General features: G+C 31.5%; 16 protein-coding genes. 1 reads left to right on the top strand and 15 read right to left on the bottom strand.

Translation table 11 applies throughout. From position 1 onward, the window contains the following. Window positions 1-35: 35 nt before the first annotated feature. The 3 genes from CKL_RS06810 to CKL_RS06800 form a co-directional block, all read right to left on the bottom strand. Window positions 36-1,703 (bottom strand): DAK2 domain-containing protein, encoded by a 1,668-nt coding sequence (locus CKL_RS06810; protein WP_012101772.1) that lies wholly within the window; start codon window positions 1,701-1,703, stop codon window positions 36-38. 17 nt (window positions 1,704-1,720) lie between these two features. Next, window positions 1,721-2,071 carry an Asp23/Gls24 family envelope stress response protein gene (locus CKL_RS06805; RefSeq protein ID WP_012101771.1) on the bottom strand — a complete coding sequence of 117 codons (351 nt, stop codon included), beginning with the start codon at window positions 2,069-2,071 and terminating at the stop codon, window positions 1,721-1,723. A gap of 144 nt (window positions 2,072-2,215) precedes the next feature. Next, the gene (locus tag CKL_RS06800) at window positions 2,216-3,163 is read right to left on the bottom strand and encodes an L-lactate dehydrogenase (RefSeq protein ID WP_012101770.1); all 948 of its coding nucleotides are present in this window, start codon (window positions 3,161-3,163) and stop codon (window positions 2,216-2,218) included. A gap of 209 nt (window positions 3,164-3,372) precedes the next feature. On the opposite strand from CKL_RS06800, the gene rpmB reads away from it, so the two are divergent. Beyond that, window positions 3,373-3,564 carry a 50S ribosomal protein L28 gene (gene rpmB / locus CKL_RS06795; RefSeq protein ID WP_012101769.1) on the top strand — a complete coding sequence of 64 codons (192 nt, stop codon included), beginning with the start codon at window positions 3,373-3,375 and terminating at the stop codon, window positions 3,562-3,564. A gap of 138 nt (window positions 3,565-3,702) precedes the next feature. Here the strand turns inward: rpmB and CKL_RS20625 are convergent, their stop codons facing one another. The 12 genes from CKL_RS20625 to priA form a co-directional block, all read right to left on the bottom strand. Then, window positions 3,703-3,858 (bottom strand): hypothetical protein, encoded by a 156-nt coding sequence (locus CKL_RS20625; RefSeq protein ID WP_012101768.1) that lies wholly within the window; start codon window positions 3,856-3,858, stop codon window positions 3,703-3,705. Between the two features lie 97 nt (window positions 3,859-3,955). Next, window positions 3,956-4,591: a thiamine diphosphokinase gene (locus CKL_RS06790; protein ID WP_012101767.1), complete on the bottom strand. Its 636-nt coding sequence runs from the start codon at window positions 4,589-4,591 to the stop codon at window positions 3,956-3,958. 1 nt (window position 4,592) lies between these two features. Next, window positions 4,593-5,243 carry a ribulose-phosphate 3-epimerase gene (gene rpe / locus CKL_RS06785; RefSeq protein WP_012101766.1) on the bottom strand — a complete coding sequence of 217 codons (651 nt, stop codon included), beginning with the start codon at window positions 5,241-5,243 and terminating at the stop codon, window positions 4,593-4,595. A gap of 38 nt (window positions 5,244-5,281) precedes the next feature. Next, a complete protein-coding gene (rsgA, locus tag CKL_RS06780; RefSeq protein ID WP_012101765.1) occupies window positions 5,282-6,145 on the bottom strand; it encodes a ribosome small subunit-dependent GTPase A in 864 nt (287 codons plus the stop codon). A 28-nt stretch (window positions 6,146-6,173) separates the two neighbouring features. Continuing rightward, a complete protein-coding gene (gene pknB, locus CKL_RS06775; RefSeq protein ID WP_012101764.1) occupies window positions 6,174-8,090 on the bottom strand; it encodes a Stk1 family PASTA domain-containing Ser/Thr kinase in 1,917 nt (638 codons plus the stop codon). Next, on the bottom strand, window positions 8,065-8,805 hold the full coding sequence (locus tag CKL_RS06770) for a Stp1/IreP family PP2C-type Ser/Thr phosphatase (RefSeq protein WP_012101763.1): 741 nt from the start codon (window positions 8,803-8,805) through the stop codon (window positions 8,065-8,067). Before CKL_RS06770 ends, pknB begins: the two co-directional genes overlap by 26 nt. Beyond that, a complete protein-coding gene (gene rlmN, locus CKL_RS06765; protein WP_012101762.1) occupies window positions 8,777-9,856 on the bottom strand; it encodes a dual-specificity RNA methyltransferase RlmN in 1,080 nt (359 codons plus the stop codon). Before rlmN ends, CKL_RS06770 begins: the two co-directional genes overlap by 29 nt. 9 nt (window positions 9,857-9,865) lie before the next feature. Next, complete coding sequence (rsmB, locus tag CKL_RS06760; protein ID WP_012101761.1) at window positions 9,866-11,197, bottom strand: 16S rRNA (cytosine(967)-C(5))-methyltransferase RsmB; 1,332 nt, start codon at window positions 11,195-11,197, stop codon at window positions 9,866-9,868. Window positions 11,198-11,268: 71 nt separating this feature from the next. Then, window positions 11,269-11,949, bottom strand: coding sequence for a zinc metallopeptidase (locus tag CKL_RS06755; protein WP_012101760.1), 681 nt, complete (start codon window positions 11,947-11,949; stop codon window positions 11,269-11,271). Between the two features lie 18 nt (window positions 11,950-11,967). Beyond that, window positions 11,968-12,900, bottom strand: a complete 933-nt coding sequence (gene fmt / locus CKL_RS06750; protein WP_012101759.1) for a methionyl-tRNA formyltransferase — start codon at window positions 12,898-12,900, stop codon at window positions 11,968-11,970. Window positions 12,901-12,915: 15 nt separating this feature from the next. Further along, the gene (gene def / locus CKL_RS06745; protein ID WP_012101758.1) at window positions 12,916-13,359 is read right to left on the bottom strand and encodes a peptide deformylase; all 444 of its coding nucleotides are present in this window, start codon (window positions 13,357-13,359) and stop codon (window positions 12,916-12,918) included. A gap of 110 nt (window positions 13,360-13,469) precedes the next feature. Then, complete coding sequence (gene priA, locus CKL_RS06740; protein WP_012101757.1) at window positions 13,470-15,671, bottom strand: primosomal protein N'; 2,202 nt, start codon at window positions 15,669-15,671, stop codon at window positions 13,470-13,472. Window positions 15,672-15,750: the final 79 nt, after the last annotated feature.

Here is a 15,750-nt window from a genome sequence, read left to right as displayed (position 1 = left end):
TTCGCAGGAATAAAAAAAGCCCTAGCTGGCTTTTTTTATTCAACAGAAACTATAAAATAATATAAGGGCTGCTCTCCACTATAACACTGTATATCTATATCATCATATTTATCTTCAAGCTTCTCTAAAAAAGAGTTCACTTCATCTTCATTGCAATCCTTACCATAATATATACTTATAAGTTCACTGTGTTCTTTTACCATGTAACTTATAATTTTATCACATACTTCAAATATATCTTTCCCAACTTTCTCTATTTTACCTTCTATAATCCCTAGTATGTCTCCTGTTTTTACGTCTTTTCCATCTATTTCAGTATCTCTTACTGCATAGGTAACAGAACCTGTGGTTACAGTACTTATAGCCTTTTCCATAGTATTTATATTTTCTTCTAATCCCTCCCCAGGATTAAAAACTGTTATTGCAGTTATACCCTGTGGTATGGTTTTAGTAGGTATTACTTTTACTACTTTATCTGAAAGTTCTGCAGCCTGATTGGCGGCCATAATTATATTCTTATTATTTGGCAGTACAAATATATTCTCTGCATTTAATTTGTTTATACAATTTAATATATCCTCTGTACTGGGATTCATAGTCTGACCGCCTTCTATTACATAATCCACCCCTAAATCCTGAAATATTCTTTTAATGCCTTTCCCTGCAGCTACTGTAATAAAAGCATATTCTTTATCCTGAACACTTTCTTGAGAAATATATCCTTCCCCTTCACTATCATTATTTATATCCTCAAGTGGAGTTTTTCCACCATCTGCATTTAAAATACTTCTATGCTGCTGCCTCATATTATCAATTTTTATCTTTGACAACTCTCCAAGTTTAATTGCCTCAGACAATATTTCACCTGGGTCATTACTATGAATATGAACTTTTAGAACGTCTTCATCCTTTACCACTACTATGGAATCTCCTAGAGCTTGTAGCTTATCTTTAAAACTACTTATATCTGAGCTTTTAAGATGAATGAAAAATTCTGTACAATATCCATATTTTATTTCTTCTGATTCCACACTTTTAGCTGAAGATTTAGTTACTATATCTTCAGCTTTCTTTAAATATACTTCTTCTATACCTTCTTTTAATGCCTCATACATTCCCTGAAATATAATTAAAAGTCCCATGCCGCCTGCATCTACTACTCCTGCTTTTTTAAGTACAGGAAGCATGTCAGGAGTTTTATCCAACATCCTTTTACTATAATCACATACTTCCTGCAGAAGTTCAGTAATATTTTCCTTTTTAGACTTTGCGGCACCTTCTCCTGCAGCTTTTATAATAGTCAGTATGGTACCTTCTGTTGGACGCATAACAGCCTTATAGGCAGCCTTTGCACCTTCTTCTAAAGCTAGTGTAAATTCCGATGAATTCACCTTGTTTTTTCCCTGGAGTCCCTTAGATATACCTCTAAATATCTGTGAAAGTATTACCCCTGAGTTTCCTCTTGCACCCATAAGGGCTCCTTTAGCTAAATCTTTAGATACATTATCTATAGATTTACCTTTTACATTGGATATTTCTACTACCGCACTTTTAAGGGTCAAAGACATATTAGTTCCCGTATCTCCATCCGGTACAGGAAATACATTTAGGGAATTCACAAAATCTTTCTGCTCTTCTAGTTTGTTACTAGCATTTACAATCATATTGTAAAAACGCTGTCCATCTATACTTAAGTATTCCATTTTTACGAATTACCTCCCTAGACTCTAACACCCTGAACATTTACAGTAATGGTTGAAACCTTCAGTCCTGTGTAGTTTTCCACATTATATTTTATCCTCTGTATTATATTATTTGCAATTACAGATATTTTTGTTCCATATTCTAATATTATATAAAGTTCTATCATTAATTCATTATTTTTAGAACGAATTTTTACTCCTCTGCTTAAATTTTCGCCCTTTATTAATTCCCAAAGACCATCCTTTGCATTCTTGGAAGCCATACCCACTACTCCATAGCATTCCATAGTTGATAATCCAACTATATTAGCAACTACTTCCTCAGAATAATCTATATAGCCATTTTCTCCAACAATACTACCTATCATACAAAAACCTCCTTACATTCCTATAATACCATAAACATATTTTATATTAAACAAAGCATTTATTCAACCTACAATAGTTTTAAGTAAAATATTAGAAAAATAACCACTAATTAGAGTATACTTCTAATTAGTGGCTGAGATCAATTAAATATTTAAATGTGCTGTGGTCTTTTTTAATACTCTTGCAGAATTTTCAAGAGCTTCAGATTCATTTTTATTTAAAGGAACTTGTATTATGCTCTTTACTCCTGAAGAACCAATAATACATGGAACTCCCATAAATACTCCTTCAATTCCATATTCTCCATTTAATAGAGTGGATGTTGTCAATATGGAGTTTTCATTTTTAAACAAAGCTTCTACAATTCTCTTTATAGAAAGTGCAATAGCATAATAAGTAGAACCTTTTCTATTTATTACCTCATAGGCAGCATTCCTTACACAGTTTAGTATTTTTTCTTCATGTTCTTTACTAAAATCTTTATGGCTAAGTTTGTAATACTCTTTTAAAGGTATACCATTAATTGAAGCTAAACTCCATGCAGCTATTTCTGAATCTCCATGTTCACCCATTACATAGCCATGGACATCTCTAATATCCACATGAAGCTCATTACTTATTATATATTTTAACCGTGAGGTATCCAGAACCGTTCCTGAGCCTATTACTCTATCTGAAGGAAATCCTGACAGTTTATACGTCATATAGGCGAGTACATCTACAGGGTTCGATACAATCAAAAGTATAGAATTGGGACTATATTTTACAATCTCAGGTATTATGGACTTAAATATAATATAGTTTTTATCAATTAGTTCAAGTCTAGTTTGTCCGTGGTTTTGTGCGGCTCCCGCTGTTATTATCACTATATTAGAATCCTTAGTGTCTTTATAATCTCCGGCCTTTATAGATAAGGGCTCCACAAAGGATTCGCCCTGTACTAAATCCATAACTTCACCTTCAGCTTTAGCTTTATTTATATCTACAATTACAATCTCAGATGCCAATCCAGACATCATAATAGCAAAGGCTGTGCTGGAACCTACAAACCCAGCACCAACTATTGATATTTTATTACTACCTATTCTCATTACAAACTACACCTCCAAGTCATTAATTTACTTAATAATTGTTATTATATACCATATAATAACAATTATTAACGTATGACTATTAAAATTTTACTTTTTAATAGTATACCTGTATTGAAGAAAATTATATATTTGCTTGCACATGTTATACATTCTGTGGTAAAATAATTTGTGTTTAAGTTCAGAGACTGTTAAGGAGGTGTTTTCAAATGTCCAAGAAATGCGAGATATGCGGAAAAGGCGTTGTATTTGGTGTACAGTACAGCCATTCACATCGTCAATCTAAAAGAACCTGGTCTCCAAATATAAGAAAGATTAAAGCTATAGTTAAGGGAACACCAAGAACTATACATGTTTGTGCAAGATGCCTTCGTTCTGGAAAGGTTCAGCGTGCTATATAAAAAAACAAAAATGCAGTTGTTATAAACAATTGCATTTTTGTTTTACCTAACATTACTTTTTTTTTTAGTAAAAAATTTTATAATTGCAGATAGAGCACCGGGAAGCTTAAATGCAATAATTTTCATTAAACTACCTCCTTATTTATGACATTCTATCAAGTACCATCCACAATAAATTAATCCAGCTCCTGCAGCTATTATCCAGCCCCATATAGGGATAATAACTGTCATTAAAAACCCAGCACCTATACATACAGCTACTAATCCCACTTTCTTTTTAATTCTTTTCTTCATGTTATTATCCCCACAAATTGCTTTATAATATTATATGCTGTTCCTCCTCATATGTTACCAATATTTTTAAACAGAAGCTATTATATTTAAATTAAAACTAATCTCTAGACTTTATTAGAAGTAATTTTCCATTATCAAATACTATATTTACATCCTTATCTAAAAATTCATTAGATACTGTCCTTCCATCTCCCATATACAAATCATAATTATCCAGCTTATATCTTGCTCCTATTATGCTTAAATTTTTAACACAGTCACAATATGCATGAAGGGAAAAAATTTGCCCCTCTTGTCCTTTTATTATCTTGGAACCCTGTAATAATTCAATGATGTTATTTTCATCCTTTATGTATCCTTTAATATTTAAATAATTACACTTTAAGAGAAGTCCTAAATTAGCAAAAACATGATCTAATCTATTTCCCGTACACCCAGTAAATATTATTTCATCTGCTCTTAAATCTACGGCCTTATTTAAGGCAATTTCAGTATCTGTAAAATTTTTGTCCCTAGGATATTTTTCTATTTTGCAATTATTGCTTTTAAAAAACATCAATGCTTCTCCCTTTATAGAATCAAAATCTCCTACAAGATATTCCGGTATAACTTTATAATTATAAAGACAATTTCCTCCTCCATCTGCACAAATTATCAGTGGATTATCCTTAATTTGCTCCTGAATAAGTTCTCTGGAGGGTGCAGTCCCTCCAGATACTATAAGCACTTTCATATTAAAATTCCTCTCTTAATATCCTTATATTATCTTCTATAGTTTCTCCCCTAAATACAGATGAACCTGCAACTATTACATTGGCCCCCTTACGTACCACTCTAGCTATATTATCTTTGGTAATGCCTCCATCTACTTCTATCATTAAATCTTTATTATACTTATCTGCCAGTTCTTTAACATACTTAATTTTACTGTCACAATACTCTATATATTTTTGCCCCCCAAAACCGGGATTTACAGACATAATAAGTATCATATCCAATTTAGGTATTAAATACTTAACATTGTCCACTAAAGTAGCAGGATTCAATGCCACGGAAGCTTTGACTCCCAAGCTTTTTATATAATCTACGGTTCTGTCTAAATGTCTATCCGCTTCAAAATGTACCGTTATAATATCTGCTCCTGCATCCACAAAATCCTTTACATACCTTGCAGGTTCTTCTATCATTAAATGTACATCAAAAGGTATTTTGGTAAGATGTCTTATACTCTTAATAATAGGTATTCCAAAACTTATATTTGGTACAAAACTTCCATCCATTACATCTATATGTACCAAATCCACCTTACATTTATCTAGGGATTTTATTTCTTCTCCTAATTTTGAAAAATCTGCAGATAATATTGAAGGTGCTATTTTTATCATAGGTAACCTCTCCCTTTTATACTAATATGTTTAATAATCTAGTATTTCTTTTTACTACTTATCTCATTCAAAGTTTTAACATAAAAATCATATCTTCTCTTATTTATTTTGTCATCATAAAGAGCTGATTTAACAGCACAGTCAGGTTCTTTGTGATGAACGCACCCTGTAAATTTACATATCCCTATAAACTCTATAAATTCTGGGAAACAATATTGAAGTTTATCTTTAGTTATATGTCCTATATCTAGTGAAGAAAAACCTGGTGTATCCACCATGAATCCATCTTCTAATTCTATTATCTCACTATGCCTTGTGGTGTGCTTTCCTCTATTTAGCTTATGACTTATTTGCCCCGTCTCCATAAGTTCCTTTCCATAAATAGCATTTAAAATAGTAGATTTTCCAACTCCTGAGGGTCCACATAAAACAGTAATATTATCTTTTAACTTTTCTCTTACCTTATCAATTCCATATCCCTCTTTTGCCTTTAAAAATATTACTTCATATCCTGTGTTTCTAATCATGTCTATAACGTCCAATTTCTTTTCCTTATCAGCTAAATCCAACTTATTAAAACATACTATAGGTTTTAAATTATTGAATTCACAGCTTATAAGAAATTTATTCAATAGATCCTCATTTATCTCTGGATGATTAAATGCAAATACTACCAGCGCCTGGGTTACATTGGCTACAGCAGGTCTTTTCAACTGACTTATTCTAGGACAAATTTCATCAATAATTCCTTGATCCCTTTCCAGTTTAATTTCTACTTTATCTCCTACCATAGGGAATAATCCATTATATCTGAATTTTCCCCTTGCCCTACATTCAATTATGCCCCTATCAGTGTTTACATAATAGAATCCTCCTATTCCTTTCATTATAGTTCCCCGCATAATTCCTCCTAATATTTAATATATTATTCTATTCCTTTTGTGGTGTGCCAGAGCCACTGCCATTATTGGAACCTCCACCGTTATTGGAACCATCTCCGTTATTTGAGCCTCCACCGTTATTTGAGCCTCCACCATTATTTGAGCCACTGCCATCATTTGAACCATCTCCGTTATTTGAACCACTGCCATTATTAGAGCCACTGCCATTATTGGAGCCTTCACCATCATTGGAACCTTCGCCTTCAGTATTTTTTGGTTCAGTATATTTATAATAATTTAAAGTTACCGTAGTACCCTCTTTAACTTGCTGCGATGCTCCTACACTTTGACTAGTTACAATCCCATCTTGAGATTTATCTGAAGTATCTACAGGATTTCTTGCAACTTTAAGTCCTGCATTTGCCATTATAGATGCTGCATCTTCTATGCTTTTACCATAAACACTTGGAACTGTTACATACTTAACTTGTGGTCCTTTGCTTATTACAATATTCACCTTTGTATTATTTTCCACCTTGGAATCCGGTTCAGGATCCTGACTTATAACTTGATTCCATGCTACTGTATTACTATATTTAGAAGATACACTTCCCACACTAAGTCCACTGCTTGTTATAAGATCCTTTGCTGTATCAATATCTAATCCAATTACACTTGGAACCACTAAAGTAGCAGGCCCTTCACTTATAACAACCCTTACCTCCGAATTTGCCTTTACTTTTGTTCCTGATTTAGGAAAACAGCTAATTACTGTACCTTGGGCTTTATCACTTTTTTCAGTTGCGCTTACCACAAAGGTTAACTTTTTACTCTGTACAATTTTCTTAGCCTCATCCTGCTTCATACCTACTATATTTGGTACTGTAACTTCACTTGAACTGCTGGATATCTTATTATAAAAGTATCCTGAAACTCCACCTATAACTATTACAAGCATAAATAAAGCTATCATAAGTATAATTTTCTTTTTCTTGGGATCTAATGCTATTTTATTCTTGAACCTATCTATTGATCCTTCTTCATCATTATAATAGTCATCCTCATTTTTATAATCATCATCTATATCTACGGGATCCATTATACGAGTCATATCCTTATTAAAATCATCATTTAATAAGCTCAATTTCTGATTATTTTCTATCTTCTGCAGATCCAAAAGCATATCTTCCATAGTCTGATATCTTCTTATAGGCTCTTTCTCTACAGCTTTCAAGATCAATTTATTTAAACTTTCATGAATATTCTCATTTAACTGATTAGGAGGAACTACAGGCTCCTGTATGTGTTTTAAGGCTATAGATACTGGACTCTCTGCATCATAGGGTACTCGGCCTGTAACCATTTCATACATAACTATGCCAAGAGAATATATATCTGTTCTAAAATCCAAGAAACCTCCCTTTGCCTGCTCAGGAGAAAAATAATGTGCAGAGCCCATTATTTTATTTGAATTAGTTATTGTAACAGAATTTGAAGCTTTTGCAATTCCAAAATCAGTTACTTTTACTATTCCATCTTCTGTTACAAGAATATTATGGGGCTTTATATCTCTATGTATAATATTGTTTTTATGGGCACATTTTAAAGCTTTAGTTATTTGAATAGCTATTTCCACCGCCCTATCTTGAGGTATTTTTCCTTCTTCTCTTATTATCTGCTTTAAAGTTCTTCCCGTAACACATTCCATAACAATATAGTTTATATCCCCTTGAGAGCCTACATCGTATATATTTACTATATTATTATCTGAAAGACTGGCAGCTGCTGTAGCTTCTCTTTTAAATTTTTCCACAAATTCTACATCAGTTGAAAACTGTTCCTTAAGAATTTTTACTGCTACATTTCTATTGAGAAGATTATCTTTAGCCTTATATACAACAGCCATGCCTCCTTCTCCTATTTTTTTCAATAGTTCATATCTATTTCCCAGCACAGTCCCTATCATCTTTACACTCTCCTTCAAATACAATAACTGATATATTATCTCTCCCGCCTCTAAGATTACTTAACTCTATTAGTTGTCTACAGCTATTTTTATTGTCATTTTTTACTATTATATCATACATCTCATTCATGCTTACCCCATTGGATAACCCATCAGTACACAGCATTACTTTTCTTACTTCACGAAGATTCACCTTAAAAGTATCTACTTCCACAGATATATTAGTTCCAATGGCCCTTGTTATTATATTCTTATTGGGATGTATAGCTGCTTCCTCTTCAGTTATACTACCTTCATCTACCAGCTGTTGTACAAGGGAATGATCTTTAGTTATTTTTGTAATTCCACTATAACCTATCGTATAACATCCACTGTCACCTACATTAGCTACTACCATTTCACCATTTTTAGCCAAGCAAGCTGTGATAGTTGTCCCCATTCCACCAAATTTTTTGTTAGTTCTAGACAATTTATAAATTTTATCATTTGCTAGATTTATAGCTCTTAACAAATCATCTTCCTTATGTATCTCCTCTTTAGACTTTATATAGGAGATAATTGTTTCTACCGCAATTTTACTTGCCACTTCTCCTGCATTATGACCTCCCATTCCATCTGCTATTACATATACTCCTAAATCTTTATTCTTATAGAAATCTGCAAAATCTTCATTTAATTTTCTTACTCTACCCACGTCTGACAAGAGCCCCACCATTTTCTACACCCTTTCTATAACTTTTTGATTCTAAATATCTTCTCCTTAATTGTCCACAAGCGGCATCTATGTCTGAACCCATCTCTCTCCTTATGGTAGTTTCTATTTTATTTTCAATTAATTTATTGTAAAACTTCTTTATATTATCTTCGGAAGACTTTTTAAAATCATTTTCTTTAACTTCATTTACAGGTATTAAGTTAACATGACATAACAGTCCTTTTAATAATTGAACTAATCTTTCAGCAAATTCCAGGCTGTCATTTACACCTTTAACCAGAGCATATTCAAAAGAAACCCTTCTCCCTGTTTTGTTTATATAATATTTACAGGCATATATTATTTCTTCTATGGAATATTTATTTGCAATAGGCATCATATCTCTTCTACTAAAGTTATCAGGGGAATGAAGTGATATAGCAAGTGTTATCTGCAAATTTTCATTTGCTAAATCCATTATCTTGGGTACTATACCACAGGTGGAAAGAGTTATATGCCTCTGTCCTATATTTAAACTGTATTTGGAATTTACCATGTTTAAAAATTTTAAAACATTATCATAGTTATCCAGCGGCTCTCCACTGCCCATTAAAACTATATTGGAAATTCTCTCATTTATTTCAGTCTGGGATTTTAAGATTTGTGCTAATATCTCTCCACTGGTTAAATTTCTTACCATTCCATTTACCGTGGACGCACAAAATTTACATCCCATCCTGCATCCTACTTGAGTAGAAACACATATTGAATTTCCATGTCTATACTTCATAACTACTGTCTCTATAATATTTTTATCTTGAAACTTATATAAAAATTTAAATGTATCTTGTGATTTTGATTTTTGCTTCTCTATTAATTCTGGTATACCAATATAAAAATTTTTTTTTAATTTTTCTATAACATTTTTAGAAATATTAGTCATATAATTAAAGTCATATTGATTTTTTTTATATATCCAATCCATTATCTGTGATGCTCTAAATTTACTCTCATCATTTACTTTCATCCAGTTCTCTAATTCTTCTATATTAAAATTCAGAATGTTATACATATATTGCACCTACCTCTGTTTTATCAATCTTGCAATAAAAAATCCATCCATATGGTTATCAGGCAATATAGTCATATACCCCTCTTCATGATAAATTATATTATGAAAATCTCCACAATATAATTTATCCAATTTATACTGGGGATTTCGAGAAATAAACCAGTTTATATTCTCCTCATTTTCCTTCTTATTTAAAGTGCAAGTAGAATATACAAGTTTGCCGCCTACCTTTACATATCTTGCAGCATTTAAAATAATCTTTCTCTGTATTTCTATTAAATCTTTCAATGAATCTTCTTTTTTATTCCACTTAATTTCAGGTTTTTTTCTTATTATTCCAAGCCCTGAACAGGGAACATCAATAAGAACTCTATCCGCTGTATCTTTAAGCTTTTCTAAATACTTTGCAGCATCTAGCTTTTTGCAAGTTATGTTTTTAATACCCAGTCTTTCTGCATTATGCCTAACAAGCGATAATTTGCTCTCATATAGATCATAGCAGTGTACATTTCCCGTGTTTTTCATCAACTCTCCTATGTGACAGGATTTTCCTCCCGGGGCACTGCACAAATCTAAAATTGTCATATTTTCTTCAACATCCATAAAATAAGATACAAGCATTGCACTTTCATCCTGTACTGTAATATGCCCTTTTTCAAAAAGAGGATTTAACTCTATATTACTACCTTTATTTATTATGACAGCTTCCTTATATACATTACCCCTTTTTACATCATATCCATTAACAATCAATTCATTCCATGCATGTTTATAGTCAGTCTTTAAAGTATTTATCCTTACTGTAACTTTTGGCACAACATTTAGTGAACCCATTATAAATTTTCCTAAATCCTCTCCATACTGATTAATGAAAAGTTCAGCCATCCATCTTGGAAAAGAATATTCAAAACATATACCCTCTATTTTATCCTCTTTATTTCCACCAAATGAATTACTCTTATTTCTCAAATAATTTCTAAGTACCCCATTTACCAGTTTAGAAAGCTTAAAAGAAATATTTTTCGAAAATTCTACGGCTTCATTTACCACTGCAAACTCAGGAATTTTATCCAGATATCTTAACTGACATATAGAAATCCTAAGCATATTTAATATATCTTTATTCATTTTCTCTAAATTGCTCTTTATAAAGTTCTTTAATATACAGTCAATAGTATATTTATACTTTAAAGTACCATATACCAACTCTGTAATTAAAGCCCTGTCCTTTTTATTCAAATCAAATTTATTTAAATATTTATTTAAAACTATACTGGAATATGCATTATCATAAAGTACTTTTTTAACAACTTCCACAGCTACACTTCTAGCACTATTCATATTCTACCTCTATTTAAAAATATATATTTATTTAATCAAATAAATTCCACAAAAACTTTAAGATATCTTTATCAACTTCTATCTCTGCTTATATATATAAGTCTAAGTAAATTAGCTACAGCAGTTAACACTGCTGCTACATATGTCATAGCTGCAGCTCTTAAAACAGATCTTGCCCCATTCAGTTCCTCTGAATAAAGTATAGCTTTTCCTTCCAATATCTTTAATGCTCTGTTTGATGCATTCAATTCTACTGGGAGGGTTATTATCTGAAATAAAACAACTAATGTAAATAAAAATATTCCTATTGTAACAAGACTTCTAATTCCTAAAATAAATCCTGCTATAAGTAATATCCAGGAAGCATTGGAACCAAAATTAACTGCCGGTACAATAGAATTTCTAATAACAAGAGGTAAATATCTATTTTTATGTTGAATGGCATGGCCGGTTTCATGAGCTGCCACACCTATTGATGCCACAGAATTTCCATGATATACTTCCTGTGATAATCTCATAACTCGCTTTCTTGGATCGTAATGGTCACTTAGCTTTCCCTGTATCAACTCTACAGGCACATCATAAAGACCACTGCTATCTAATAACATTCTAGCTACTTGTGCTCCTGTATATCCATTAAGACTTTTATATTTTGAATATTTGTTAAAAGTAGAGGATACCCTATATTGAGCCCAAGCTGCTACTAAAAGTGCAGGTATTAGTATGATAAAACTGCTATCCCAATAAAGCATAACTTACACCTCCTATAATTATTTTTCTAGTACAATATCTTTTTCTATAGAATGACCTTTTATATATTCCTTAACTTCCATAGGTTTTCCACCGGGAAATTGTATTTTTTTTATTAATATAACTCCCTCTCCACAGGCCACTTTTATTCCTTCCTTACCTACATCTAATATATATCCAGCTTCTTTTTTTGATATTTCATCTAATACTGCAACTTCATATACTTTCATATTTTTTTGTTTATATGGAGTATATGCAATAGGCCATGGATTTAAACCTCTTACAAAACATTTTATTTTTTTACTGCTCAAATTCCAATTTATTTTTGCCATATCTTTGCTAAGCATTTTTGCATATGCTGTAGGAGACTCTCCCTGCTTTTTTCTCTTAACTGTGCCTTCTTTTAATCCTTTCAATGTGTCTACCAGAAGTTCTGCCCCATTTTCCATCAGTATATCGTGAAGCTGGCCTGCAGTCATATTTTCTTCAATTTCAAAAGTACTACTCAGGAGAACATCCCCTGTATCCAATCCTGTATCCATAAACATAGTAGTATTCCCGCTTCTTTCTTCTCCCTCTATAATACACCAGTTTATAGGTGCTGCCCCTCTATACTTAGGCAGTAGGGATGCATGTAAATTAATACATCCTATTTTAGGTATATCTAATATTTCTTTTGTAAGTAGTTGTCCATAGGCAATCACAACTATAAATTCTGGTTTTATTTTTTTTAAGGCATCTATTACCTCTCTATCATCTTTCAATTTTGTGGGCTGATACACCGGTATATTATATTTTAGAGCCTCTTCTTTAACTGGGGAAAAGGTCATTTTTCTGCCTCTACCCTTTGGTTTATCCGGTTGTGTGACTACAGCTCTAACCTGAAATTCTTCCACTAATCTCCTTAAAGAGGGTACTGAAAAATCAGGAGTGCCCATGAAAACTATATCCATATACTTATTTCCTCCCTATTTTTTTATCATTTTATCTACAAACAGTATCCCATCTAAATGATCTATTTCATGACAAAATGCCCTAGCTAGCAAATCTTCTCCTTCTATTATCACTTCTTCTCCTTTTTCATTTAAAGCTTTTACTTTTACTTTCTTTGGCCTTTTTACCTCTCCCTGGATTTCTGGTATACTCAAGCATCCCTCCACATCTATATAACTTCCTTCAGAATATATAATTTCAGGGTTTATAAGTTTAAATATACCTTCACCTATATCTATTACTACAGCTCTTTTCAAAACCCCCACCTGTGGGGCTGCAAGTCCTACTCCACATTCTTTATACAAAGTTTCTTCCATATCATCGAGCAGTGTAAGTATTCTATCATTTATAACATCTATTTTTCTGCTTTTTTTTCTGAGAAGCTCATCCCCATATTTTATAACATTTCTCAAAGCCATATATTTTACTGCATAAAAATATTTACAAAATCTAAAAATTTTACAAATATTGTGCAGTTTATTCAACTCCCTTCTTTATACAAATTCATCTAAATTTAACAACTCTATACCTACAACATATTATTTGGATTCATATCTATACTAACTCTTATATCATTATAAACATGTTTCAACAAATGATAAACTGTTTTTCTAACATTTTTTGCATCATCTCTTCTTATTTGTCCCTTTAATATTATCTGCCATCTGTATAATTCCTTTATCTTTGATATTTGGCAGGGACAAGGACCTAGTAGTGTAATTTTATCATTCTTTTCCCACATATTTTTTAAAAATATGCCAACATTTTGTATATTTTTTATTAATAAATTCTCATTTTTACTACTCATATTTATAAGAAGCAAATCTACAAAGGGTGGGTATTCCATATTTTGCCTTATGCTGATTTCTTCCTGATAAAAGCTCTTATAATCATTACTAGCTGCACATCTTATACTGTAATTTTCAGGATTATAAGTTTGAACAATTACTTTTCCCGACTTTTCTCCTCTTCCAGCTCTTCCTGAAACTTGAGTTATAAGCTCATAAGTCCTTTCTGCTGCTCTAAAGTCTGGTAGATTAATGGACACATCTGCTGCTATAACACCTACGAGAGTCACATCTTTAAAGTCCAAACCCTTGGCTACCATTTGAGTACCTATTAATATATCTGCTTGTTTATTTTTGAATCTGTTATAAATATTCTCATAAGAATTTTTATTTCTTGTGGTATCAAAATCCATTCTAAGTATATTAGCCTCTGGAAACAATTTTTTTATTTCCTGTTCTACTTTCTCTGTTCCAAGCCCAAAATACTTTACATATTTACTAAAACATTTAGGACACATCTTTGGTATATCAGTTACACTTCCACAGTAGTGACACATGAGCTTTTTTTTATCATAGTGATAGGTAAAGGATATATCACAATTATTACATTTAAAAACATACCCACATTTTCTACAGGATACAAAGGTGGAATATCCTCTTCTATTTAAAAATAATATTATTTGTTCCTTTTTTATTAGTCTATCACAAATAGCCTCATACAAAGCTCTGCTAAACATGGACTTGTTATTATTTAAAAGCTCCTCTCTCATATCCACAATTTCCACTTCAGGCATTTTTATTCCATTTACTCTATTTTCTATAGTTATAAGTTCAATTTCTCCCCTTTTACATCTATAATAAGTTTCTACGGAAGGTGTAGCTGAACCTAGTATCATTTTGCAATCATATTGACTGCACTTCATTTCCCCTATTTCTCTAACATTATATTTGGGATTGCTGTCTGATTTATAACTTCCTTCATGTTCCTCATCTATTATTATAAAGCCTAAATTCTTAAATGGAAGAAAAATTGCAGATCTTGCACCTATGGCAACCTTCACCTTTCCCTGTTTTACTCTAACCCATTCATCATATCTTTCACCTTCTGAAAGTTTGCTGTGAACCACACTAATATCTTTTCCGAATCTACCTTTAAATCTTTCAACCATTTGAGGGGTGAGTACAATCTCAGGCACCAATACCAAGGATTCCTTATTCTCTTTCAAAGCTTTTTCAACTATGTGCATATAAATTTCAGTTTTGCCACTTCCTGTAACTCCATGAATTAAAAATAGCTTTTTATTGGAATTTATTATTTTATCTACTGCATTTTGTTGTTCTTTATTTAGTCTTTTCCTTGAATAATTTTCATATTGAACTGTATTATATCTATTTATAATTTTCTCATCTGATAAAAGAAAGCCATATTTTATCATAGTATTTAGAGATGACATTGATATATTGTAATTTTTACTTATAAAATTTTTAGTATATAGACCATTATTATTCTTTATTAATTCATAAATACTCTTATAAGGTTCTTTATTAAATTTTTCTTCTAGTTTCCTCCCTATAAAAATTAAAGTTTTCTTCTTATTTTTTATACCTTTAAATATTCCTGGTGGTATAAATACTTTTATACACTCAAGATACGTACATAAATATTTTTCCCTCATATTTTCTATAAGTTCTAGATCCTTTTTAGTGAAAAGTGAAAAATCATCACAGATATCAATAATCTCTTTAATCTCTATTTGTTCCTGCTCTTTATCATAGAGTCTAACTATAAACCCATCCAATTTTTTATTTCCCTTACCAAAAGGAACCTTTATTCTAAAACCTATCTCTACTCTGTTTTTTAATTTTTCTGGTACTTTATAGGTAAAAATTTTATCTAATTTTATGAAATTGTTATTTACAATTACACCTGCATATATATACACTTAATCACCCTTAAATAAACATCAAATAAGAGAGGTATGTTAAATGCCAATCCCTCTCAAACAATAAACTTTATATTTT

The organism is Clostridium kluyveri DSM 555, assembly GCF_000016505.1.
Taxonomy (GTDB): Bacteria; Bacillota; Clostridia; order Clostridiales; family Clostridiaceae; genus Clostridium_B; species Clostridium_B kluyveri.
Note: the sequence above shows the minus strand (reverse complement) of the source record. Positions and strands in the feature narration are given on the sequence as shown.